A 20,565-nucleotide genomic window follows, 5' to 3' on the forward strand; every position below is an offset into this window, starting at 1 on the left:
GTGCCACAGTGGAATTCACCCAACTGTGTACACGATCAGCAGGTTGCGACATTCCGGCGATCCGGCAATACCACGAATTTTGTTGAGCTGGTTGTAGCGTGGTGCGACATGACGCAAAAGAAAGCGATCGGCCTGCTCGTCAGTGCGTTCGTTTGTGCGGCCGTATTCACCATGAACCCGTCCGCGGCATGGGGATCCGGCGACGTCGGGACGCCCGGTTCGGCGCCCGGAGCGGTGGCGCCCAACGCCCCGGCCGGCAATGGACCCGCCGCGGTCGCGCCGGAGCGGATCGTCCCCGCCCCGCCGCCCGCCGGTGCCTTCCTCTGCCCGACCCCCTGATATCCCCATCCACCACTACCCCCGAAAAGTCCACCCCGACCAGCTCGTGCCGCGCCCGCCGGAAATCGGGTCCGCGGCACGAGCGATTCGGCTTTGACGGGGAATTCAGGCCGCCAGGGCCGACGACAGCCGCCGCAACTCCGCGACCGGCTCGGCGACATCCACGACCAGGCGCGTGAAATGCGCGCCCGCCAGTTCGATCAGCACGCCCTGACCGTCGAAACGCGTGTCCCAGAATTCCTTGCGGCCCTTGCCGCGGAAGATACCCGCGGCGATCACGCCCGGGAAGAACGTCCCCGGCGTCCGCAGCCACGGCGGGCGCAGATCCACGGGGGCGGGCGCGACCGCGGTGACCTGGGCCAGGTCGAAGCTCACGTGGTCGCGCAGCGCGAGCAGTTTGTGCGCACCGGTGACCCGGGCCGTCACAGTGGTTCCGGTGACCTCGAATTCGACCATTCCGCACCTCGCACGCTCGCCCGACACTGTCTGCCATCCACAGTGCCGGGCGAATCTGGTCGTAGCCTGAGGGTTTCCTGACGCTTCTCTCAGGCTTGCCCGCGCGGGGGTTCACGCCCTGGCGGTCAGATCCGCGACCAACCGCTTCGCCTGGGCCCGCGCCCCGGCGCGCAATTCCCTGACCTCGGCGCGGGTCACGTGCGACGGCATCGCCTGCTGGTCGGCGGCGGCCTTCGCCAGAGCCCCGGCGCGGGCCACCGAGGCGGCCCGCATGCTGCGCTCGGCGCGGGTCCGGGCCCCGGTCAGATGGCCCGAGATCAGGTCCGCGAGCACGTTCTTGTTCGACATCGTCGTTCTCCTTCTCCGGCGCCGGAACTGGTGTTTCCGGCTACGAGAGAACGATGACGGCCGCCGCTGACAGGCCGCCGACAACGCGCCGACAGCCCGAGCGGGTTCGCTGTCAGTCGGTCGGCAGGGTGATGTTCTCCGCGGCGGCCTTGGCGGCCACCTCGGCGGGGAAGATATTGCGGAACAGGTACAGGTCGCGGCCGAGCTTCCACCCGGGCGCGAGCGCCACCGCGTACCGCTCGAAGTAGCCGAGCTGCTTGCCCATCAGCACCAGCTGCTGCGGGCCGGACGCGCCGCGGCGCTTGCCGAACTCCAGCAGGCGCGCCGAGACCAGGCCCAGATCCAGCTTGTCCAGGCTGCCCGAGAGCACCGGACCCAGCGCCGTCGCGAGCTGACGGCCGATGGTGGCGTCGTCGCCGCTGTCGTCGGCCACCAGGTCCAGGGCGCGCAGCGCGCGAGCCACCGGCCGGAAGTCGTTGTCGATGGAGCTGGCGTAGAACAGCGCGCGCACGAACTCGCGCCATTCGGCCTCCATCCGGCCCACGATGCCGAAGTCGAGCATGGCCACCCGGCCGTCGTCGAGCAGCCACAGGTTGCCCGCGTGCACATCGCCGTGGAAGACCCCGTGCACCGCAACCGATTCCATCCACGCCTTCACCAGGCGGCGGATCAGCAGTTCCGGTTCCGGGTGGGCCTCGCGGATGTCGTCGAAGCGGTCCAGCGGCATGCCGCGCATGCGCTCCATGCACAGCACCCGGGGCGCGCAGAAGTCCCAATACACCTCGGGCACGGCCACCTGGGTGTTGTCGCCGAAGGCCGACAGATGCTCGCGGGCGCGGGCCTGGTTCTCGGCCTCGATCAGGAAGTTCAGTTCCGCGACCGTGGCCTCGTACAGATCCCGCACCACCGCTTGGGTATTGGCGACGCGGGCGTTCTCCGACCGCTTCTCCAGGGTGCGCGCCAGCCGCATGGCGGCGCGCAGGTCCACGATCATGCGCCGGGCGATCTCGGGCCGCTGCACCTTCACCACCGCGGGCCGGCCGTCGGGCAGCACGCACGCGTGCACCTGGGCGATCGAGGCGGCCGAGAGCGGTTCGTCGTCGAACTCGAGGAACAGCTCCGAGATCGGCTTGCCCAGATCGGCCTCGATGATGGCGCGCGCGTCCGCGGCCGCGAAGGGCGGGACGTCGTCGAGGCAGCGCAGGCAGGCGTCGGCCAGCTCGCGTGGGAAGGCGCCGGGCGAGGACGCGATGAGCTGGCCCAGCTTCACGAACATCGGTCCGAGCGTCTCGAAACCGTTGACCACGCCCTCGGCCGCGGCGCGCTTGCGCTTGGCCGGGCGCAGGCCCCCGCGCAGCACGCTCGCCACCACCGAGCCGCCCAGCACCGCGCCGACGACCGCGGTCCGCCGCCACTCCGAGAATCCGAAGGTGTCCAGGTCCGGCCGGATCACCTCGGGCGTCCCCGCTCGCACAGTTATAGGTGAGCTCACGGGCGGCAGTGTATCGCTGACGGCGGCGGACTTCGCGCCACGGGCGGGGCCTGGCGCGGCTCGAGACCGAAGCTCGACCGGCGCGAGACCTGGCACATCGCCCGGCGTTCGCTGGTTAGGAAGGGGACGGGCACGGTACCGTGAGCGGTCGAGTCGTGATCCGGCTCTACGCGGGCACCGATCGAGCCCGGCCATTGAAGGTGAAAGGCGAGACCTACGTAATGACGGGTACAGCGGAAAAGCTGGCGGAACTGCGCAAGCTCCTGGAGATCGCCGAGGAACCGACCGGTGAGAAGGGTATCCAGAAACGACTTGCCAAAGGCGTCGCCAGCGCCCGAGAACGGGTGAACCTACTGCTGGACCCGGGCAGCTTCGTCGAAATGGGCGCGCTCATGCGCTCGCCGGGCCAGTCGCACGCGCTCTACGGCGACGGCGTGGTCACCGGTCGCGGCCTGATCGACGGCCGCCCGGTCGTGGTCATCTCCCACGACTCGATGGTGCAGGGCGGTTCGGTCGGCGAGACCTTCGGGCGCCGCGTCCGCCTGGTCATGGAGTTCGCGTACAAGAACGCCTGCCCGGTCGTGGTGATCAACGACTCCGGCGGCGCCCGCATCCAGGAGGGCGTGACCGCCCTGGCCTGGTATGCCACCATGTGCCGCCTGCAGGAGGACCTGTCGGGCTTCGTGCCGATGGTCGCGGTCATGTTCGGCAAGTGCGCGGCCGGCTCGGTGTACGGCCCGGTCAATATGGACGTGCTGGTCGCCACCGACGACTCGTACATGTTCGTCACCGGCCCCGAGGTCATCAAGGGCATCACCGGCGAGGACATCAGCGCCGAGGAACTGGGCGGCGCGGCCGTGCAGGCCCGCAACGGCCTGCTGCACCACGTGGCCCGCACCGAGGTCGACGCGCTCAACTGGGCCCGCGAGTACCTCAGCTACCTGCCCAGCAGCTGCATCGAGGAGCCTCCGGTCATCAACCCGGGTCTGGAGCCGGAGATCACCGACTCCGATCGCGAACTGGACCGGATCATCCCGGACTCCGATCGCCAGGGCTACGACATGCACGAGGTGCTGCTGCGCATCTTCGACGACGGCGCCTTCCTCGAGGTCGGCGAAGCGGCCGCGCAGAACCTGATCACCGGGTTCGCCCGCGTGGACGGCCGCCCGGTCGGCGTCATCGCCAACCAGCCCATGGTGCTGGGCGGCGCGCTCGACGCGGCCTGCTCGGACAAGGGCGCGTACTTCATCCGCCTGTGCGACGCGTTCAACATCCCGCTCGTCTACGTCGTCGACACCCCCGGCGTGCTGCCCGGTGTCGAGGAGGAGCGCAACGGCGTCATCAAGCGCGGTGGCCGTATGTTCCGCGCGCTGATCGAGGCGACGGTCCCGATCGTCACCATCGTGACCCGCAAGGCGTACGGCGGCGGCTACGCGGTCATGGGCTGCAAGCAGCTCGGCGTGGACGTCAACCTGGCGTGGCCGACCGCCCGCATCGCGGTCATCGGCGCCGACGGCATGGTGACCGTCACCGGCAAGAAGACCCTCGCGGCCACCCCGCCCGAGCAGCGCGAGACCGTCCGCCAGCAGATGGTCGACTTCTACAACGCGCTCATCGACAACCCGTGGGTGGCGGCCGAGCGTGGCTACATCGACGCGGTCATCGAGCCCTCGGCAACCCGCCTCGAGATCCGCAAGGCCCTGCGTCTGCTGCGCGACAAGAACGCGGTCCGCAAGCCCAACCCGCGCAAGCACAACCTCTTCCCGATGTGACGCAGACCCAACTCTCGGGGGCTCTCAGGGGCTTCCCCTGAAACCCCTTCCACGAAGCTCCGGGGGCTTCCCCGGAAGCGTTGGTTCTCGCTGATGGTGAGAAGCGCTGCCCGCGTTCAACACTCGTTGGGCGCGGGTATGCCCTGCAATCTCTGGTCGAGCCAGGTCAGGGATTCGGGGTAGCCGGTGAAGGCGCCGATGAAGTGTTCGCCGAGGACGCTGCGGTAGACGGCGGGCACGCCCAGGTCGCACTGCTCGCGGTAGAGGTTCTTCGCGCCTTCGGCGGGGACCCAGAATTCCTGTTCGCCGTTGAAGATGAACAGCGGCACGGGTGACTTCCTGCCGTCCATGCGGGTGATGCCGTAGATCTCGTGCGCCAGATCGCTCTCGAGCGGATCGGGGATATTGGCGGCGATGTCGATGGGCAGCTGCAGCACGCCCGGGAGCGCGAACACCTCGCTGCACTGACTGTTGATCAGCTGCGAGGTCGTCACCCACTGCGCCAGATGGTTCATCCGGGCCAGGATCTCGGGCCGCTCGCGGCCGATCCCGAACACCGCGCCCAGGAACACCCCCGAGGCGAGATTGGCGTTCATCGAGTGCGCCAGGATGCTGAAGTCCGCGGGCACCCCGCCAAACGCCGCGCCGACCACCACCTCCGACAGTTCGGGGGCGTACTCGGCCATCAGCTTCACCGCGCCGTTGGTGGCGATGGCGCCGCCGGAGTACCCGATCATCCCGAACTTGCTCTCCCCCAGCTCATCCGGCAGGTAGCCGCGGGTCGCGCGGATGGCGTCGAGGATGGCGTGCCCGGCCACGGTCGGCTCGGCGTAGGCCATGCGCGGGCCCTCGTGGTCGGTGATGAGCACGCCGTAGCCGCGCAGCAGCGCCAGCTGGGTGGTGGGCAGGGCATAGCCGGTCAGATTGGCGGCCCGGGTAAACCCGTGCGCGAGTGTGTATCCCGGGTTGCAGTCGCGGCCCAGCGCGTCGATGGGCAGATTGTTGACCACCACCGGCCGCTGTCCCGGCCCGGTCCACTGCCCGTCCGGCAGCACCAGACTGGCGATCCCGTAGGACGGCTCGTCGTGAGAGTCGTTGGTGCGGTATTTGAACTGGAGCACCTGCCGCACCGGCACGATCAGAGTGGGTGCGGCCGTGGCGGTTACGTCGCGCACCGCGACCATGCCGCCCGGGTCCACGGCGTCGAGCCCGGCGGGCCAGTCGTCGATGAACGGATCGCCGATCGGCGCGGGCATGGTGGCGGCCCGCAGCGCCGCCAGATCCGGTGCCAGCTCCGGAGTGTCGACCAACGGGGACTCCACGGGGGCCGGGGGGAGGGCGGGCGCCGGGAGCAGCTGGTCGATCCAATGCTGGATGTCGGGCAGGGAGATGCCGGGCGGGTTCGGTGCGGTTCCAGGTTCGGGTGGCTGCGCGAAACCCGGTGCGGCGCAGTACGTGACGATCACGCAGCAGCCGATCGTCAAGGCACCGGCCAGTCTTCGGAAGCGACTCCGCACAATACCCCCACGGATCGGTCAGTCGGTGGTCCGCGAAGCCTACGGGGACACACCACTGTGACACTCGGGAGTGGTCGGTTCGACGCTGGTTCGAGACCGGTCCGTGCCCTGACCGGACCGCGTGTCACGCCCATCCTGTCATCGATCCGCGATCTCGCGGACCGATTGCCGAGGGCGCCGGCGGATTACAGCCGCTTGCGCATCACCATGTCGAGTTGGGCGTTGCTGATCTGGCGGCCCGCGTTGGACACCGAGGTCACCATGCAGCTGCCGAACGACCCGATCCGGTCGAACAGCGTGGCCACACCCACCGCCAGGCCATGTTCGCTGAAGTGGCTGTCGGCCTCCACGCCGATCTCGGTGCCCTCGGGCTGCCGCGAAAGGCCCAGCGTCATATCGGTATTGATGAACCCGATGCCCTTGTCGCCCCAGTTGGTCATCATGCTGGTCGCCTCGGCCACCACCGCGACCCGCACGAACGGGCTCAGCTCCTCCCCGGTCACCACCCGGATCGGGTTCTGCCAGGTGCGCTTGCGGTCGGCGTTCTCATGGTCGGTGGGCACCGAGTTCCACACCGGCGAGTCCTCGCCGCTGTTGAACAGCGGCGTCTGCGGCAGCGCCGAGGGCGGGGCGATGTCGCGCGAAGGCGGCTGCGGTTCCCGCTCTCGCCGCCACAGCTCCCCCGGCGGCTGCTCGGACGGCTGCAGCAGCACGGCGGTGGCGCGCGCGGCGATGGTGCCGCCCTGCACCACGCTCACGTCGGCGACCCGGATCCGCTTGCCGTCGCGCACCCGCACGACTGGCGTCGTGGTGTGCTCGAAGCGGGCGGCGCTGAACAGGTCCACGGTCAGCCGCACCGGCACGAAACCGTCGGTGGCCTGGGTCCGTTCGAGTTCGCGTGCCAGCAGGCCGGTCAGGGCCGGCCCGACCACCTGCGCCGAGGACCACTGGCTGGCCGCGAACGACGTCGGGAAGAACCCGCCGTCCACCTCGTCGAAATACGCGGGCACATCCACCACGGCACCGGCTCCCGTCCACTCGAATCGATCAATCCACTGTTCCCAGAGCTAACACAGGCGTGAAACCCGTTTCAATCCGGGGCCCGCTGGGTGGGTGATCGAGTCCCCGTCGGGCGGGTGGTCGACTCACGGATTCAGCGGGCCGGGGCACGGGTACGCCATCGACATGGTCCGCGCCATCGACCGGCTACTCGGCACCCTGACCCTCGCCGTACAGACCCTGCAGGACAACGACATTCCCTGCGCCCTCACCGGGGAGTGCGCGGTGTACGCCCGCGGCGGTCCGGTGACCGAGACGCCTCCGGAGGTCGACGTGCTGCTGCGCCCGTCGGACCTGCCGCGCGGGGTGCTCCTGTTGTCCGCCGCGGGCCTGCGGCCGCCACCAGGGACCGAGTCCGAGCGGGCCACGCTCTACGACGGCGGGGTGCGGCTGGATCTGGTGTTCGGCACCGATCGCCGCCCCGTCACCGACGCGCTGCTGGCACGCGCCGAGCGGCTGCCCATCGGGCCGATCGCGGCGCCCGTGGTGACGGTGGCCGACTTCCTGGTGGACGAACTGACCGTGGCCGATCCGCAGCGGCTGGATTTCACCCGGCTGCTGCACATCGCCCGGGAGTTGCGCGCACAGGTCGACTGGGAGCTCGTCAGGACCGGGACCACGGCCGCACCCTACGCACGCGCGTTTCTCAGCCTGCTGGACGATCTGGGCATCACTGACGGCCACGACGGTGTGCGGGCGGGCCTGTTGTGATCGCCGCGCGGCCGCGGTGGTTGCGTACAGGGGGCGACACCGCGTGATTCGGCCGAACCTGACCGGGTATCCGCTTGTTATCGGTTCTGCATTACCTCCGGAGAAAGGACAGTGATGTTGCCTGTCACTCCGTACGCGTACCCCGTCGCCCACATTCCGCCGGGCGGCGACCACATTCCTCGTGGCGGCACCCGCAATCGGCCGGGTGGCACCGGCCGGCCGCCGGACGAGACCCCCTATCGGCCGAGGGCCATCCAGAATCTGCCGGGCCCGATTCTGACCGCCTCCGGAATCGTGTCGATCGCATTGACTTTGACGACCGCCGGGTACGGTGAGCTCGTCTGGAGCGTGCTGTGCGGGCTCACCGGGGCGCTCTGCCTGCGTTTCGGAATCGGCCTGATGGTCCTCGAACAAGATCGGATCAAAGCTGCGAAGGCCCAGGACAGGGCTCATCACGGTGATAATTGATCTTCAGCGAATTCCTGGATAAAGCGGAACAGGCGTTTCCCTCCGGAACTTTCGATCGGAAGTACTGGGAAAGCCCTGTTCGGGGCGCATTACAACCTTTCGCCAACCATCGTTTCGCAAACTCATAGCATCCCGAAAAGCACTCTGACACTGCGAATTCGATGTTGCAGATGTACTTGCATCTGCGCAACGCACGGTCATAGACTCGTCGTTGCAAGGCACCAATAGGGGACAACCAGAGAGCCGAGCGGTGAATCACCGGCGATTCTTCGCCCACGGTCAGCCGTCGGCCTGGCGTCAGGGGCGTTCGAATGAACCAGCCAATCAACCTCAGCCGACTCGGGTTTGCCGACAGAAGTCAGCCGGAGCAAACCTATTCACGTGAGACGGCAACCGCTTTCGTCATTCGCCAGGTCGAATCCACTGGAGCGGCCACTCGGTATGATTTCGACATCGAGCGGATCGTCACCACGGCACACGCCATGGTGAACGACTGGGATCTGCACCATATGCAGCCGGAGGCGTTCTGGCGGATCGCTTCCAGCTTCATCAGGCAGTAACCGAATCCGGCCGTGCCGCAGACCCGCCCGGTTCGCGGCACGCTGATAGGGGCCCCGTGAGGGGCCCCTTATCCGTCTGCGGGGGTATCCGCAGGGCAGCCGGCGCGGGTCCTGATGGCCCCGCGCGGCGCTCAGTCGAGCTTCTCGGCAATCTTCGCCAGCTCTTTGCGTGAACGCTCCGGCGGCTCCGCCTGCACGCTGAGCTGATCCATCACCTGCCGGTACAGCTCGAGGTCCTCACGGCGATCCAGATACAGCGCACTGGTGAGCTGCTCCAGATACACGATGTCGGGCAGTTCGGCCTCGGCGAAGCGAAGCATGGTGAACGAGCTTCCCGCAGCCGCGTGGCCACCCGCCCCGTACGGCAGGAACTGGATGGTGACGTTCGGGCGCTTGGAGATCTCGATGAGGTACTCGATCTGACCGCGCAGGACGCCCGGCCCGCCCACGGGACGATGCAGGACCGCCTCGTCGAGCACGGCCCAGAAGCTGGGCGCGCCATCGCGGGTGAGTAGCTCCTGCCGACGCCGGCGCAGCGAGACGCGGCGCTCCCCATCCACATCGTGCCCGAGGGCAACGATCGAGCGAGCGTAGTCGGGGGTCTGCAACAGACCCGGAACCAGCTGTCCCTCGTAGGTGCGGATGGACTTCGCCGCGTGCTCGAGCCCCAGATAGGTTTCGAACCAGGAAGGCAGCAGATCGCTGTAGCGGTGCCACCAGCCCGGCTGATTCGCCTTGCGCACCAGGTCCAGGAACTGCTCGCGCTCACCGGGATCGTCAACGCCGTACAGCGTCAACAGATCCCGGATATCGCGCTCCTTGAATCCGGTGCGCCCGAGTTCCAGGCGACTGATCTTGGCATGGGACCCGCGGATGTGTTCACCCGCGGCCTCCCGCGTGATTTTGTTGAACTCCCGCAGCTTTCGTAGCTGGCTGCCCACCGCGATCCGCAGTGCGGTCGGGCCGCGTTCGGCGACAGCGGAATCCGCCTGCAGGTGGGCAAGGGGTTCTGCGATCATGAGGTCCACTCCGATGCTCGGGTTTGCCGGCAGTGGACTCACAACGGCTAGTCGCGAACCACCGCGCCGATTGCCAATGCTACCGCTCAGCGCGCGAGGTCGTCGAACTCTCCACTCTTCGCGCCTTGCAGGAACGCATCGATCTCCGGGCGCGTGTACACGATCAGCGAGCCTTCGGGGTCGCGCGAGTTGCGCACGGCGACCTGCCCATTGGCGAGCGGGGCGAGTTCCACGCAGTTCCCACTGGGATTGCTGAAGGTGCTCTTGCGCCACAAGAGATTCGAGCGATCGATCGAGGTTGCCGAGATGTCCGTCATTTCAGACTCCTTGCCAGTACCGCCCGCAGACGGTGGTCCCAGTACTTGCAATTGTTCGATCAGATGTACTTACAGTTGCAACCGCAAGCACGACGATAGCACGCAGGTAGCCCATGATCGATGGCCTCGAGCATGCACATCCTTTGCAACACAACAGATTTGATCTTGAAACCCATGCTCAAGAGCGAAGTTGCGAAGGGGGGACAGAGAATTCGGGTCAGTTCGTCCCGTTCGCCCGATTGTTTCCGGGACCCCATGCCCGAAAGGTCACGTGACGCCGGAATCTCTCCTCGAGACCCGCAACGAGCGTGCAGATGTGCTTGCATCTGCACGATCCGAGCTCCTAAACTCGGTGCACCAATCCCCCACTCGGCCAGAGGCATCCCATGACGCAGATGCTCGTCCGTACCACCGACGCCGTCGCTCGCGGCGACCAATCCGGTGACTGCGAGGCGGAACCACGCACCCTCACCTACCGCCAGGCCCGCGCCCTCCTCCGCGCGCACGACCAGCACTTCGCCTGCCGGCAGTATCTGGCGGCCATAGCGTACCTGTCCGCCGACAACGACGTGGACTGACCGTACCGGGCGCGCGCACTATTGCGTTCGCGTCGATGCCCGATGACGAACAAGAGCGCGACTTCCCTTGCGTGACAGTGGGTCCGGCGAGTACCCCGGAGGGTGAATTGCCCCATGTGGAAGAGCGCCGAGATGTTTCTTATTGCCGCCCACGAGCTGCTGACCCAGATTCAGCACGCGCAGATCGTCGATCCCACGCCCGAGACCCCACCCGCGGCCGACAAGCTGATGCGGCTGGTCCGGTACTTCACCTGGTTCGTGCTGCTTTCCGGAGTCCTCGCCATCACCTACGCGGGCGGTCGCTTCGCGTGGGAAAAGTGGAGCGGCAGCGGTTTACAGTCGCCCAAACAGGTGGCCGGGGCGCTCGTCGGCGGCATTGTGGCGACGAGCGCGGGCACCATCATGAACGCGGTAATCGGTCAATAGCTCCCAATTCGGGCGCTGAAAATCGTCGAGAATTCTGCCAAGAGGGGTTGTCTGAGACGAGACCGACCCGTCGGCCCGAACTCACGCGGTCGCGGCCACCACACCGGCGGCGCCGGATCCGGCCGCACCGACCAGTTCCTCGAAGCGCGCCACCACTTTCCGGTGGTACATGCCGAACAGATCCTCGAACAGCGCGAGCTGCGCCTGACTCGGACCGGCGTCGGATTCCCACACCGCCACCAGCGCCCGCCACACCAGCACGTGCAGATCCGGGGAGACCGCGAAGTACGCCTCGACCGCTGCCGGCACCTCGAGCACCATCTCGCCGATCGAGTTGAGCACCGAGCGCTGCACCGAGAGCCCGAGCGCGGTGAGCATCCGGCGCAGCAGCCCGAGTTCGATGCTCAGCATCCGGTACGGATCCGGGTCCGTGCCGCGCGCAAGGGTTTCCAGTTCGTCGATCTCGGCCTTGAGTTCGGCCGGATCGAGCGGGCGCTCGCTGCCGGTGTAGGCGAGCAGCGCCTCGAGCGCGATCCCGCGTTCCTCGTCGACGATATTGCCGAACATCTCCGCGGCGATCTCCGGTTCCGGCATGGACAGCCGGAACAGCCGCCCGTACACGTCCACGCCGCCCTCGGCGCGGACATCGCGGATCACGAATCCCTTGCCGCGGTGGGCGTCCACGAAGCCGTAGGATTCCAGCCGGCCCAGAATCAATTGCGCTGTCGCGCGATTGAGGTCGAACTCCTCGGCGACCTGGCGGACGGACGGCATCAGACCACCGGGCTCGTACTCCCCGGATGCCACGCGGCGCGCCAATTCGTCGGCAACGTCGGCGACGACCGTCCGGTCTCCCATCGTGTCACCTCTCCAAATCCCTCGATTACGTCCCAGACAGTCTAGGTGGTTGTTCGATCAACCGCACAAGTCTTCGAATCCGCAGGCAGCGGGGCCGGACAGTCCGGTATCTTTACGAATTCTCTACGGCATGGGGTTCCGATTCTCCCGGTTTTCAGACCTAGGCTGCGGAGCGTGGTTTCACCGATCGACGTAGCCAAACGACTCGTGCTCGGACGGCCGTTTCGCAGCGATCGGCTCGGCGAGACCCTGCTGCCCAAGCGGCTCGCGCTGCCGATCTTCGCCAGCGACCCGCTGTCCTCGGTCGCCTACGCCACCCAGGAGATCCTGCTCATCCTGACCCTGGGCGGGCTGGCATACCTGCACCTGACACCGGTGGTCGCGGCGGGCGTGGTGGTCCTGCTGGCCGTCGTGGCGCTGTCGTATCGGCAGGTGGTGCAGGCGTATCCGTCCGGCGGCGGCTCCTACGAGGTGGTGGCCGAGAACCTCGGCGCGCTGCCCGGCCTGGTGGTGGCGGCCGCGCTGCTGGTCGACTACGTGATGACCGTGGCGGTGTCGGTGTCGGCCGGCGTGGACAACATCATCTCGGCGGTGCCCGATCTGAACGCCTACCGGGTGGTCATCGATCTGGGGTTCATCGTCTTCCTGACCGCCATGAACCTGCGCGGTGTGCGAGAGTCCGGCCGCGCCTTCGCGATTCCCACCTACGGGTTCGTCCTCGGGGTGTTCGCGCTCATCGTGGTCGGGCTGGGACAAACCCTGCTCGGGCACACCCCGGTCGCCGAGAGCGCCCACTACGAGATCCACGCCGAGCAGGTGGGGCTGTCCACCGTCGGGGTCGCCTTCCTGCTGCTGCGGGCCTTCTCCTCCGGCTGCACCGCGCTCACCGGCGCGGAGGCCATCTCCAACGGAGTGCCCGCCTTCCGCAAGCCCAAGGCGCTCAATGCCGCGCGGACCATGACCGCCATGGGCGTCATCGCCATCGCCATGTTCTCCGGGGTGACAGCGCTGGCGATGATCACCAAGACCCGGGTCACCGAGAACACCTGCGACATCATCGGATTCGCCGGGGACTGCCACAACGACGCGCAGAAGACCGTCATCGCGCAGATCTCGGCGGCCGTGTTCGGCGGCAACAGCCTCGCGTTCTACTACCTGATGGTCACCACGGCGCTGATCCTCATCCTGGCCGCCAACACCGCCTACAACGGCTTCCCGCTGCTGAATTCGATTCTCGCGCAACACCGCTACATGCCGCGCCAGCTGCACACCCGCGGCGACCGGCTGGCCTTCTCCAACGGCATCATCCTGCTGGCGGTGGCGGCGGGGACGCTCATCTATGCCTTCGACGGGTCCACCACCCGGCTCATCCAGCTCTACATCATGGGAGTGTTCACCTCGTTCACACTGTGCCAGACCGGCATGGTGCGGCACTGGAACCGGGAGCTGCGGACCGCGCAGAGCTCCGGCGAGCGGCTGCGAATCCACCGGGCGCGCTTCATCAATGCCTTCGGCGCGTGCTTCACCGGCGTGGTGCTGGTGGTCGTGATGATCACCAAGTTCACCCACGGCGCGTATCTGGTGGTCATCGCCATGCCGATCCTGGTGGCCATCATGTGGCTGATCCACCGGCACTACACGTCGGTGCGCGGCGAACTCGCGATCGATCCGGACGAGCTGGAGATGCTGCCGGGGCGGGTGCACGCGGTGGTGCTGGTGTCGGGCTGGCACAAGGCGACCCAGCGGGCGGTGCAGTTCGCGCGCGCCACCCGGCCGGACACGCTGATGGCGGTGACGGTCAATGTGGACGACGCCGATACCCGCGATCTGGCCCGGGACTGGGAGAGCTTCGGGGTCGGCATCCCGCTCAAGGTCATCGAATCGCCGTACCGGGAGATCACCCGGCCGGTGCTCGACGAGATCAAGCGGCAGCGCAAGTCGCGGCCGCGGGATGTGGTGAGCGTGTTCATCCCCGAGTACGTGGTGGGTCGCTGGTGGGAGAACCTGCTGCACAACCAGAGTTCACTGCGACTCAAGGCGCGGCTGCTGTTCGAGCCGGGGGTGATGGTGACGAGCGTGCCCTGGCAGCTGCATTCGTCGCGCTTCCGCGCCACACCGCGCGAGGAGCACATGCCGGGTGAGATCCGGCGCGGCATCACCGGGTCGGGCGACAGGGCCTGATCGTCCGGCGCCACCGGGCCTCGCGTGCGCGGCGCCCTTACCCGCCGTCGGTGTCGCGTGTGCCCTCGAGGTTGTCGGCCCACCGCTCCGACCACTCCCACACGCCTTCCAGCGCGCGGCCCAACTCCGTACCGGCGGTGGTCAACTCGTAGGACTTGTCGGGGCGCTTGAGCACGACCCCGGCGTCGGCGAGCCGTTGCAGGCGCACCGACAGCATGCTCGACGAGCAATTGCCCATGCGGCGGCGCAGTTCCAGGAAGCCCAGTGCGCCCGGCTCCAATTCCCAGATCACGCGCAGGATCCAGCGCTGGCCGAGCAGGTCCATGGCGGCCAGGAGCGGGGCGGCCGAGTCGTCGGCGCGGCTGTTGGCGGGCGGTGGCTGACTTGCGCTTCTCATTTCGAAGTACCAATGTAGTGCTTCTGAATTAGAAGCACTCTGGAGGATGGAGGTCGCGCATGACTACGACGACAGGGACCGAACCGCGCATCGTGCTGATTACCGGGTCCTCCCGCGGGATCGGCGCGGAGACCGCGCGGGTGCTGGCAGGCCGGGGCGACCACGTGGTCGTGAACTACCGGGAGAAGCGCAAGCGCGCCGAGACGCTGGCCGCCGAGATCGCGGACGCGGGCGGCAGCGCCTCGGTGGCGGGCGCGGACATCGCGGATCCCGAGAGCGCGCGGGCGCTCGTCGAGAATGTGGTGGCGGAGTTCGGCCGCCTGGATGTGCTGGTGCTCAACGCCTCCGGCGGCCTGGAGCGCGATGCCGCGCCCGACTACGCCATGCTGCTCAACCGCGACGCCCAGACCGGGCTGGCCGCGCTCGCGCTGCCGCATCTCCCGGCGGGCGGTCGGATCGTGTTCGTCACCAGCCACCAGGCCCACTTCTCCCCCACCCGCCAGGCCCCGCCCGGCTACGAGCAGATCGCCGCGAGCAAGCGGGCCGGTGAGGACGCACTGCGTGCCATGACCGGCGAATTCGCCGACCGCGGAATCGGTTTCACCGTGGTGTCCGGCGACATGATCGACGGCACCATCATCGTGCGCCTGCTCGAACGGCGCGACCCCGATGCGGTCACCGAGCGTCGCGACCAGGGCGATCTGCCGACGGTTGAGGAGTTCGCCACCGCGGTCGCCGACGCCACCACCCTCGACGCGCCGCTGGGTCACACGGTCTACGTCGGCGGGCAGGACTTCCTGTCGGAGCCGACCACACCCGCCGCCTCCCACGGCTGACCCGCGCGCAGCAGCGCACGGCCACAACCCGCGGCGCACCATCGGGACCCCGGTGGCCGCGTGCCGCGCCCACCTCGACGGCCCGCCGGTCGCACTGTGGTGCGAGTCCGGGAGGCGCTCGGGGCCGGAAACGCGCGCGGGGCACAGGGTTTGCCGCAGCGCGGTCCCGTTCAGGTGCGAGCCGAGTCGAGCGTGAGCGGGGTCAGGTCAGCGGGCGTCAGCGGCCAGGCCGAGGCCGAGCGCGACGAGGATCGCGGCCAGGGCGCGTTCGATGCGGTGGCGAATGCCGGTGCGGCGCAGCCAGGTTCCGGCGCGGTCGGCGGCCAGGACGACGCCGACGCACCATGAGGTGTCGATGACCAGCTGGATGGCGGCCAGGATGAACACCGTCGGCAGCACCGGGCCGCTGCTGGGTAGGAACTGCGGCAGGATCGTCAGGCCGAAGACCGCGGCCTTGGGGTTGGCCGCGATGGAGATCAGCGAGGCGCGGAAGGCGGCCGCGGGCGTGCGGCCGCCGGGCAGCGCGGCGGTCAGCGCCGCACCAAAGGCGTCGTCGGCGCGGGCCCCGCGATCACCGCGGGTGCCACGCCAGGCCTGGACGCCCAGCCAGATCAGCACGAGCGCGCCGATCAGATGGATGCCCAGGTTCAGGACCTGGTTGGCCACCAGCAGTGCCGACAGTCCCGCGCCTCCGGCGACCGTCCACCCGAAGATGCCGATCTCATTGCCCACCACGGCCGCCAGCCCCGCGGCGCGGCCGTCGCGCACCGACCGCTGCAGGAACAGCGCGGTGGCCGGTCCGGGCAGCGCGGCCAGGATGAGCGAGGCGAGGGCGAAGGCGGGCAGCACCTGAATCCAGTGGGGCATGCCTCGATGCTGACATACGACCCAGTGGCCTCGGCCAGCGGTTTTCGCCAGAATGCCGTACTTCGCACCCCTGATCGGCATGTCGCCGCGTACACGCCGACGCCCTGCGAGGTCCCAGCATCCGGTGCCTCCCATGCGGTCAGGATGACACTGCCGCCGCAAGAGACCCATCGTGCCCAGTGCCCAGTGCCCAGTGCCCAGTGCCCAGTGCCCAGTGCCCAGTGCCCAGTGCCCAGTGCCCAGACGATGCCTACCCGACCGCCCATGGCCGACTACACCGCCGACTCGATCTCGGTCAGGCATCGAGGCAGCGGAATCGGCCGGCCGGGCGTGCCGGGCCGCCGTCGCGGGGACGATCATGGTGGTATCCAGCGCGGAACGGGTAACGCCAGGGTGAGGAGGTGCGGCGATGGTCAATGATGTGGAGAAGCGGTGGAACGATCCGGAGATGCTGCGGCACGCGACCCGCTACGTGCTGAGCGTGCTGGGGATCGCCGTGGCGGGCGGCGTGATCGTGCTGGTGTGGGCCTCGGCCCGGGATCGGTGCCTGAACGCGGGGTCGGTGCTGTGCGACGGCACCTCGAAGGTGGTCGTGGGCCTGGTGCCGGGCGGGGTCCTGCTCGCCGGCGGCATCCTCGCGCTGGTGCTCGCGTACCGGGCGTGGCGGGCCGGGCGGGCGTGGCCGATCTGGCAGGGCGTGGGCTGGTTCCTGTTCACGCTGATGGTCGTGTACCTGGGCATCGTCGGCTCCCAGGGCTGACCGATCAGACCGGGCGGCGCGCGGTGTCGACGGTGCTGTCGTGGTGGTCGAACGGGGTGCCGTGGATTCCGGCACGGGCGGCGAGGTAGCGCGCGATTCTGGTGTTGCGGTCCCACATGGGGTCGATGTGGCGGGCGCGGCGGATCATGCGGGCGCGGGTGTGCCATGGTGTCAAAACCCGGTCAGCTGGCGGAATCTGGTGATCGGGTCCGAGCCCCGATCGGCGTGGACCGGGCAGTAATGTCCGGGCTCGCTGTATCAGTACTTCCCGAACAAGGACGCGATCGTGGCCGCGGTCATCGAGCGCTATACCGCCGAGGTGACCGAGCGGGTCCGCGCGGGTGCTGTCGAATATCGGCCGCCCATCCCGCGCGAGCGCTTTCTCGCCGACCTCACCCGGCTGATCCTCAACTACTTCCGCGAGCCCGTGTCGCGAGCCGAACGCGGGTGATGGTTCGACGCTTCAGCGCCGCATGACCTTCCGCCGGTTCTGGATCCGGACGCCGGGGAGGGCGAGCAGCAGGTCGACGGCCCTGGAGGCGCTCTGGGCCGCGCTCTCCATCGTGGCCGACCAGTCGGTTCGGGTCCAATCCCCCGCCAGCACCAGCGTGGGCACCGAGGTGGCCTGGTCCGGCCGCAACCCGTCGGTGCCGACCACCTGCGAGAAGGTGGCCCGTGGCATCGGAACCACCTGCGCGTGCAGCACTTTCGCGTCCTCGGCGGCCGGGTAGTAGCGGCGCAGCAGCGCCATCTGCTCGTCGACCACCTGGTGGTGCGGCTTGTGGATCTGCTCGTACGCGCCGCTGGTGGTCAGGCAGTACAGCCAGCCGTTCAGCGTCCCGCGCCCGTGCATGCGCTGGCGGTCGAAGACCTCGTCGATGACGCCGGTCCCGCCGATGAGGGCCTCCATGGCGGCTTTGGTGCCGAGCGGGCGGTCCAGGTACAGGTTGGTGCTGACGATCGGGGTGTACCCGAGTTTGTCGGCGGCCGAATAGATGCGGTCGTGCTCGGGCAGCTCGTCGAGCAGTCCGCCGATGTAGGAGTTGGGAACCGCGCACACCACCGCGTCGGCGGGTTGCACCTCGCCCCCGGCCAATTCGACGCCGGTGACCGCGCCGTCGGTGATGTGGATGCGGCGCGCCACCGCCCGGTATTTCACGTCCACCCCGTGCCGGTCGAAGACCCGCTGCGCACCGGAGACCAACAGGGTGTCCAGGTCGGTGGTCGGGTAGCCGATGGTGACCGGCCGCATCCGCTTGACGCCCAAGCGGATTCCGGTGGCCAGTACGTCGGCGAACACCTTGGCCGATTCCTGCCGCACCGGTTCGGCGGCGATGCCGAGGGCCAGCCAGTCCCACAGCGCCTCGCGGGCGGTGTCGGGCATGCCGAGGCGGCGGAACCACTGGTCGGTGGTGAGGTCGGCCAGATCGCCGGGCTGGCGCAGACTCTGCCAGCCCATCTTGACGGTGGCGGCGGCCGCGCGCACCCGGTCGGCGGCGCTCGCGTCGGGGTGGGCGCCGAGCAGGGCGCGCACAGCGGGAAATCCGGCGGTACCCATGATCGCCGTGCGCCCGCCGGGCCAGCGCAGCACGCCCTGCTGCGGGAAGCTCACGTACTGCCGGGTGCCGACGCTGGTCAGGTACCGGAACAGATGCTCGTACCCGCTGGCGATCACGTGCTGGCCGTTGTCGGGAATGTCGCGCAGCGGCGCGACTTCCAGCGAGTGCGTGCGCCCGCCGAGCCGTCCGCGGCGTTCCAGGAGCGTGACCTGTTTCCCGGCTTCGGCGAGCCAGACCGCGGAGGCCAGTCCGGCCAGTCCCCCGCCGATGACAACGTAGCGTCGCGGATCGTTCATGTTCACCCCTGGAACTAGCCTGCACCAAGCAAGCTACGCCCGCCGCGTGCTCCGCATGCCCGGATTTCGTTACCTCGCAGAGGGAATGAGACCGGGGCGAAACGACGCCGCCCGCCCGGCCACCGGTGGGCGGCGGGGCGGGCGGCGTCTCGGACCCGTCCGGAGTTACTGGTGGACAGCGTTTTCCGCGGATTTGCGGGACATGAACGGGTAGGCCGCGCACACCAGCAGACCCCACACCGCGCCGACCACGAGCGCGCTGCGGCCGTCCTCGGTGAAGAACAGCAGCACCACGACCAGCGCGAGGAACGCCAGCGCCAGTGCCGTGGTGATCGGGGCTCCCGGCAGCCGGTAGTCACTGCCCGGCAGCACGCCCTGCTTGACGCGGACCCGGTAGATCAGGTGGCAGACCAGGATGATGCCCCAGACGAAGATGATGCCCATGGTGGACACCGAGGTGATGTAGCCGAACGCCTTGTCCGGCGAGAAGTAGTTCACCGCGACACCGATCACCATGACCGCCGCCGAGACCGCGATTCCGACCGCGGGGACCGACCGGCCGCTCAGGTTCGCCAGCGCGGACGGCGCGTCCTGACGCTGTGACAGGCTGCGCAGCATGCGCCCGGTCGAGTAGATGCCCGAGTTGCAGGACGACAGCGCCGCCGTGAGGAGCACGAAGTTGATGATCCCGGCCGCGCCCGGAATGCCGATCTGCTCGAAGACCTCCACGAACGGGCTGCGGCCCGCGTGGAAGGTGCGCCAGCTCGACACCGACATGATGACCACGAGCGCGCCGATGTAGAACAGGCCGATCCGCAATGGCAGCGAGTTGATGGCCTTGCGCAGGGTCCGCTTGGGGTCGCGCGCCTCACCGGCGGTCACGCCCACCAGCTCCACGCCGACATAGGCGAAGACGACGATCTGCAGGGCCAGCAGCGCCTGCCCGAAACCGTTGGGGAACACGCCGCCGTCGTTCCACAGATTGGTGACGGTCGGGTTGGTGGCGTGGCCGAAGTGGAAGATCAGCACGCCCAGGCCGAGCACGATCATGGTGACGATGGCGGTCACCTTGATGGTCGAGAACCAGAACTCGCCCTCGCCGAACAGTCGCACCGACACCAGGTTGGCGACGAACATGATGCCCAGCACGACCAGCGCGGTCACCCACTGCGGGATGTCGAACCAGTACTGCACGTACTTCCCGGCCACCGTGATCTCGGCCATGCAGGTGGCCACCCACACCGCCCAGTAGGTCCAGCCGGTGGCGAATCCCGCGAAGCGGCCCAGGAATTCGTGCGCGTACTCGGCGAAACTGCCCGCGACCGGGCGGTAGGTGAGCAGTTCGCCCAGCGCCCGCATGATCACGAAGATGGCCAGACCGGCGGCCAGGTAGCAGAGGATGAGCGCGGGACCGGCCTTCTGGATCGCGCCGCCCGCGCCGTAGAACAGGCCGGTGCCGATCGCGCCGCCGATGGCGATCATCTGGATGGTGCGCGGTGAGAGGCCGCGCGAATATCCCTCGTCCGTGGATGCGGCGCCGGTGTCCGGTAGCTGCCGTTCCGAGGCTGTCAAATGGTGTTCCTTCCGCGTGCCGGCGGCCGGAACCCCCCTGTTCGCACCTGCGAGACACCGGCCGCGTCGAGCTTGCCGACGAATTGCGGCGCTCGATCCAACGGCGTGTCACGCTACCGGAGTGGTCCGCGGCGCACAGTCACCACGGCGCGTGGTGTCGGGTCGGCCCGGTGCGGG

24 protein-coding genes are annotated in these 20,565 nt (G+C 68.4%); 11 read left to right on the forward strand and 13 right to left on the reverse strand.

All coding sequences use genetic code 11. From position 1 onward, the window contains the following. Positions 1-108: 108 nt before the first annotated feature. Entirely contained in the window at positions 109-339 is a 231-nt protein-coding gene (locus ABZ412_RS07595; RefSeq protein ID WP_357277582.1) for a hypothetical protein, read from the forward strand. Between the two features lie 105 nt (positions 340-444). On the opposite strand, the gene ABZ412_RS07600 is transcribed toward ABZ412_RS07595, so the two are convergent. The 3 genes from ABZ412_RS07600 to ABZ412_RS07610 all read right to left on the reverse strand — a co-directional run bounded on the left by ABZ412_RS07600 (position 445) and on the right by ABZ412_RS07610 (position 2,635). Continuing rightward, the gene (locus ABZ412_RS07600) at positions 445-795 is read right to left on the reverse strand and encodes a hypothetical protein (protein WP_357277585.1); all 351 of its coding nucleotides are present in this window, start codon (positions 793-795) and stop codon (positions 445-447) included. A gap of 111 nt (positions 796-906) precedes the next feature. After that, positions 907-1,143, reverse strand: a complete 237-nt coding sequence (locus ABZ412_RS07605; protein WP_357277587.1) for a hypothetical protein — start codon at positions 1,141-1,143, stop codon at positions 907-909. Positions 1,144-1,255: 112 nt separating this feature from the next. Next, positions 1,256-2,635 carry an AarF/ABC1/UbiB kinase family protein gene (locus ABZ412_RS07610; protein ID WP_357277589.1) on the reverse strand — a complete coding sequence of 460 codons (1,380 nt, stop codon included), beginning with the start codon at positions 2,633-2,635 and terminating at the stop codon, positions 1,256-1,258. A gap of 221 nt (positions 2,636-2,856) precedes the next feature. Between ABZ412_RS07610 and ABZ412_RS07615 the strand changes: the two genes are divergently transcribed. Beyond that, positions 2,857-4,407 (forward strand): acyl-CoA carboxylase subunit beta, encoded by a 1,551-nt coding sequence (locus tag ABZ412_RS07615; protein ID WP_357278154.1) that lies wholly within the window; start codon positions 2,857-2,859, stop codon positions 4,405-4,407. Between the two features lie 116 nt (positions 4,408-4,523). Here ABZ412_RS07615 and ABZ412_RS07620 read toward each other — a convergent pair whose 3' ends face one another. Together ABZ412_RS07620 and ABZ412_RS07625 are read right to left on the reverse strand one after the other, a co-directional pair. Then, positions 4,524-5,873 carry a lipase family protein gene (locus ABZ412_RS07620; RefSeq protein WP_357277591.1) on the reverse strand — a complete coding sequence of 450 codons (1,350 nt, stop codon included), beginning with the start codon at positions 5,871-5,873 and terminating at the stop codon, positions 4,524-4,526. Positions 5,874-6,109: 236 nt separating this feature from the next. Further along, positions 6,110-6,943, reverse strand: coding sequence for an acyl-CoA thioesterase domain-containing protein (locus ABZ412_RS07625; RefSeq protein ID WP_357277594.1), 834 nt, complete (start codon positions 6,941-6,943; stop codon positions 6,110-6,112). A 94-nt stretch (positions 6,944-7,037) separates the two neighbouring features. Between ABZ412_RS07625 and ABZ412_RS07630 the strand changes: the two genes are divergently transcribed. The 3 genes from ABZ412_RS07630 (at position 7,038) to ABZ412_RS07640 (ending at position 8,722) form a co-directional block, all read left to right on the forward strand. Then, a complete protein-coding gene (locus ABZ412_RS07630; protein WP_357277596.1) occupies positions 7,038-7,694 on the forward strand; it encodes a hypothetical protein in 657 nt (218 codons plus the stop codon). A gap of 114 nt (positions 7,695-7,808) precedes the next feature. Then, a complete protein-coding gene (locus ABZ412_RS07635; RefSeq protein ID WP_357277599.1) occupies positions 7,809-8,162 on the forward strand; it encodes a hypothetical protein in 354 nt (117 codons plus the stop codon). 311 nt (positions 8,163-8,473) lie between these two features. Next, positions 8,474-8,722 (forward strand): hypothetical protein, encoded by a 249-nt coding sequence (locus tag ABZ412_RS07640; protein ID WP_213554958.1) that lies wholly within the window; start codon positions 8,474-8,476, stop codon positions 8,720-8,722. A gap of 131 nt (positions 8,723-8,853) precedes the next feature. Here the strand turns inward: ABZ412_RS07640 and ABZ412_RS07645 are convergent, their stop codons facing one another. Together ABZ412_RS07645 and ABZ412_RS07650 are read right to left on the reverse strand one after the other, a co-directional pair. Continuing rightward, the gene (locus ABZ412_RS07645) at positions 8,854-9,741 is read right to left on the reverse strand and encodes a helix-turn-helix transcriptional regulator (RefSeq protein ID WP_357277601.1); all 888 of its coding nucleotides are present in this window, start codon (positions 9,739-9,741) and stop codon (positions 8,854-8,856) included. 86 nt (positions 9,742-9,827) lie between these two features. Continuing rightward, a complete protein-coding gene (locus ABZ412_RS07650; RefSeq protein ID WP_357277604.1) occupies positions 9,828-10,058 on the reverse strand; it encodes a DUF397 domain-containing protein in 231 nt (76 codons plus the stop codon). Between the two features lie 386 nt (positions 10,059-10,444). Between ABZ412_RS07650 and ABZ412_RS07655 the strand changes: the two genes are divergently transcribed. Both ABZ412_RS07655 and ABZ412_RS07660 read left to right on the forward strand, forming a co-directional pair. Next, a complete protein-coding gene (locus ABZ412_RS07655) occupies positions 10,445-10,636 on the forward strand; it encodes a hypothetical protein (RefSeq protein ID WP_357277606.1) in 192 nt (63 codons plus the stop codon). 132 nt (positions 10,637-10,768) lie between these two features. Next, positions 10,769-11,062 carry a hypothetical protein gene (locus tag ABZ412_RS07660; RefSeq protein WP_357278156.1) on the forward strand — a complete coding sequence of 98 codons (294 nt, stop codon included), beginning with the start codon at positions 10,769-10,771 and terminating at the stop codon, positions 11,060-11,062. An 81-nt stretch (positions 11,063-11,143) separates the two neighbouring features. On the opposite strand, the gene ABZ412_RS07665 is transcribed toward ABZ412_RS07660, so the two are convergent. Then, complete coding sequence (locus ABZ412_RS07665) at positions 11,144-11,920, reverse strand: GntR family transcriptional regulator (protein ID WP_357277609.1); 777 nt, start codon at positions 11,918-11,920, stop codon at positions 11,144-11,146. A 174-nt stretch (positions 11,921-12,094) separates the two neighbouring features. On the opposite strand from ABZ412_RS07665, the gene ABZ412_RS07670 reads away from it, so the two are divergent. Continuing rightward, positions 12,095-14,101, forward strand: coding sequence for an APC family permease (locus ABZ412_RS07670; protein ID WP_357277611.1), 2,007 nt, complete (start codon positions 12,095-12,097; stop codon positions 14,099-14,101). 37 nt (positions 14,102-14,138) lie between these two features. On the opposite strand, the gene ABZ412_RS07675 is transcribed toward ABZ412_RS07670, so the two are convergent. Then, entirely contained in the window at positions 14,139-14,498 is a 360-nt protein-coding gene (locus tag ABZ412_RS07675) for a helix-turn-helix domain-containing protein (RefSeq protein ID WP_357277614.1), read from the reverse strand. Positions 14,499-14,557: 59 nt separating this feature from the next. Here ABZ412_RS07675 and ABZ412_RS07680 point away from each other — a divergent pair, with 59 nt between their 5' ends. Further along, positions 14,558-15,334, forward strand: coding sequence for an SDR family oxidoreductase (locus ABZ412_RS07680; RefSeq protein ID WP_357277616.1), 777 nt, complete (start codon positions 14,558-14,560; stop codon positions 15,332-15,334). 207 nt (positions 15,335-15,541) lie between these two features. Here the strand turns inward: ABZ412_RS07680 and ABZ412_RS07685 are convergent, their stop codons facing one another. Next, complete coding sequence (locus tag ABZ412_RS07685) at positions 15,542-16,201, reverse strand: LysE family translocator (protein WP_357277618.1); 660 nt, start codon at positions 16,199-16,201, stop codon at positions 15,542-15,544. 409 nt (positions 16,202-16,610) lie between these two features. Between ABZ412_RS07685 and ABZ412_RS07690 the strand changes: the two genes are divergently transcribed. Continuing rightward, positions 16,611-16,961: a hypothetical protein gene (locus tag ABZ412_RS07690; protein WP_357277620.1), complete on the forward strand. Its 351-nt coding sequence runs from the start codon at positions 16,611-16,613 to the stop codon at positions 16,959-16,961. A gap of 4 nt (positions 16,962-16,965) precedes the next feature. On the opposite strand, the gene ABZ412_RS07695 is transcribed toward ABZ412_RS07690, so the two are convergent. Continuing rightward, positions 16,966-17,136, reverse strand: a complete 171-nt coding sequence (locus ABZ412_RS07695; protein WP_357277623.1) for a hypothetical protein — start codon at positions 17,134-17,136, stop codon at positions 16,966-16,968. A 111-nt stretch (positions 17,137-17,247) separates the two neighbouring features. Here ABZ412_RS07695 and ABZ412_RS07700 point away from each other — a divergent pair, with 111 nt between their 5' ends. Continuing rightward, positions 17,248-17,412: a hypothetical protein gene (locus ABZ412_RS07700; protein ID WP_357277625.1), complete on the forward strand. Its 165-nt coding sequence runs from the start codon at positions 17,248-17,250 to the stop codon at positions 17,410-17,412. 12 nt (positions 17,413-17,424) lie between these two features. Here ABZ412_RS07700 and ABZ412_RS07705 read toward each other — a convergent pair whose 3' ends face one another. Further along, positions 17,425-18,816, reverse strand: coding sequence for an FAD-dependent oxidoreductase (locus ABZ412_RS07705; protein WP_357277628.1), 1,392 nt, complete (start codon positions 18,814-18,816; stop codon positions 17,425-17,427). Between the two features lie 165 nt (positions 18,817-18,981). Further along, positions 18,982-20,388, reverse strand: a complete 1,407-nt coding sequence (locus ABZ412_RS07710) for an amino acid permease (RefSeq protein ID WP_357277630.1) — start codon at positions 20,386-20,388, stop codon at positions 18,982-18,984. Between the last annotated feature and the right edge of the window lie 177 nt (positions 20,389-20,565).

Origin of the sequence: Nocardia sp. NPDC005746, from assembly GCF_040630785.1 — a bacterium.
GTDB lineage: Bacteria > Actinomycetota > Actinomycetes > Mycobacteriales > Mycobacteriaceae > Nocardia.

Excerpts from the sequence above, each read along its gene's own strand:
- ABZ412_RS07595 (WP_357277582.1), top strand. The coding sequence starts at position 109 with ATGACGCAAAAGAAAGCGATCGGCCTGCTCGTCAGTGCGTTCGTTTGT.
- ABZ412_RS07600 (WP_357277585.1), bottom strand. The coding sequence starts at position 795 with ATGGTCGAATTCGAGGTCACCGGAACCACTGTGACGGCCCGGGTCACC.
- ABZ412_RS07605 (WP_357277587.1), bottom strand. The coding sequence starts at position 1,143 with ATGTCGAACAAGAACGTGCTCGCGGACCTGATCTCGGGCCATCTGACC.
- ABZ412_RS07615 (WP_357278154.1), top strand. The coding sequence starts at position 2,857 with ATGACGGGTACAGCGGAAAAGCTGGCGGAACTGCGCAAGCTCCTGGAG.
- ABZ412_RS07635 (WP_357277599.1), top strand. The coding sequence starts at position 7,809 with ATGTTGCCTGTCACTCCGTACGCGTACCCCGTCGCCCACATTCCGCCG.
- ABZ412_RS07640 (WP_213554958.1), top strand. The coding sequence starts at position 8,474 with ATGAACCAGCCAATCAACCTCAGCCGACTCGGGTTTGCCGACAGAAGT.
- ABZ412_RS07645 (WP_357277601.1), bottom strand. The coding sequence starts at position 9,741 with ATGATCGCAGAACCCCTTGCCCACCTGCAGGCGGATTCCGCTGTCGCC.
- ABZ412_RS07650 (WP_357277604.1), bottom strand. The coding sequence starts at position 10,058 with ATGACGGACATCTCGGCAACCTCGATCGATCGCTCGAATCTCTTGTGG.
- ABZ412_RS07655 (WP_357277606.1), top strand. The coding sequence starts at position 10,445 with ATGACGCAGATGCTCGTCCGTACCACCGACGCCGTCGCTCGCGGCGAC.
- ABZ412_RS07660 (WP_357278156.1), top strand. The coding sequence starts at position 10,769 with ATGTTTCTTATTGCCGCCCACGAGCTGCTGACCCAGATTCAGCACGCG.
- ABZ412_RS07665 (WP_357277609.1), bottom strand. The coding sequence starts at position 11,920 with ATGGGAGACCGGACGGTCGTCGCCGACGTTGCCGACGAATTGGCGCGC.
- ABZ412_RS07675 (WP_357277614.1), bottom strand. The coding sequence starts at position 14,498 with ATGAGAAGCGCAAGTCAGCCACCGCCCGCCAACAGCCGCGCCGACGAC.
- ABZ412_RS07680 (WP_357277616.1), top strand. The coding sequence starts at position 14,558 with ATGACTACGACGACAGGGACCGAACCGCGCATCGTGCTGATTACCGGG.
- ABZ412_RS07685 (WP_357277618.1), bottom strand. The coding sequence starts at position 16,201 with ATGCCCCACTGGATTCAGGTGCTGCCCGCCTTCGCCCTCGCCTCGCTC.
- ABZ412_RS07690 (WP_357277620.1), top strand. The coding sequence starts at position 16,611 with ATGGTCAATGATGTGGAGAAGCGGTGGAACGATCCGGAGATGCTGCGG.
- ABZ412_RS07705 (WP_357277628.1), bottom strand. The coding sequence starts at position 18,816 with ATGAACGATCCGCGACGCTACGTTGTCATCGGCGGGGGACTGGCCGGA.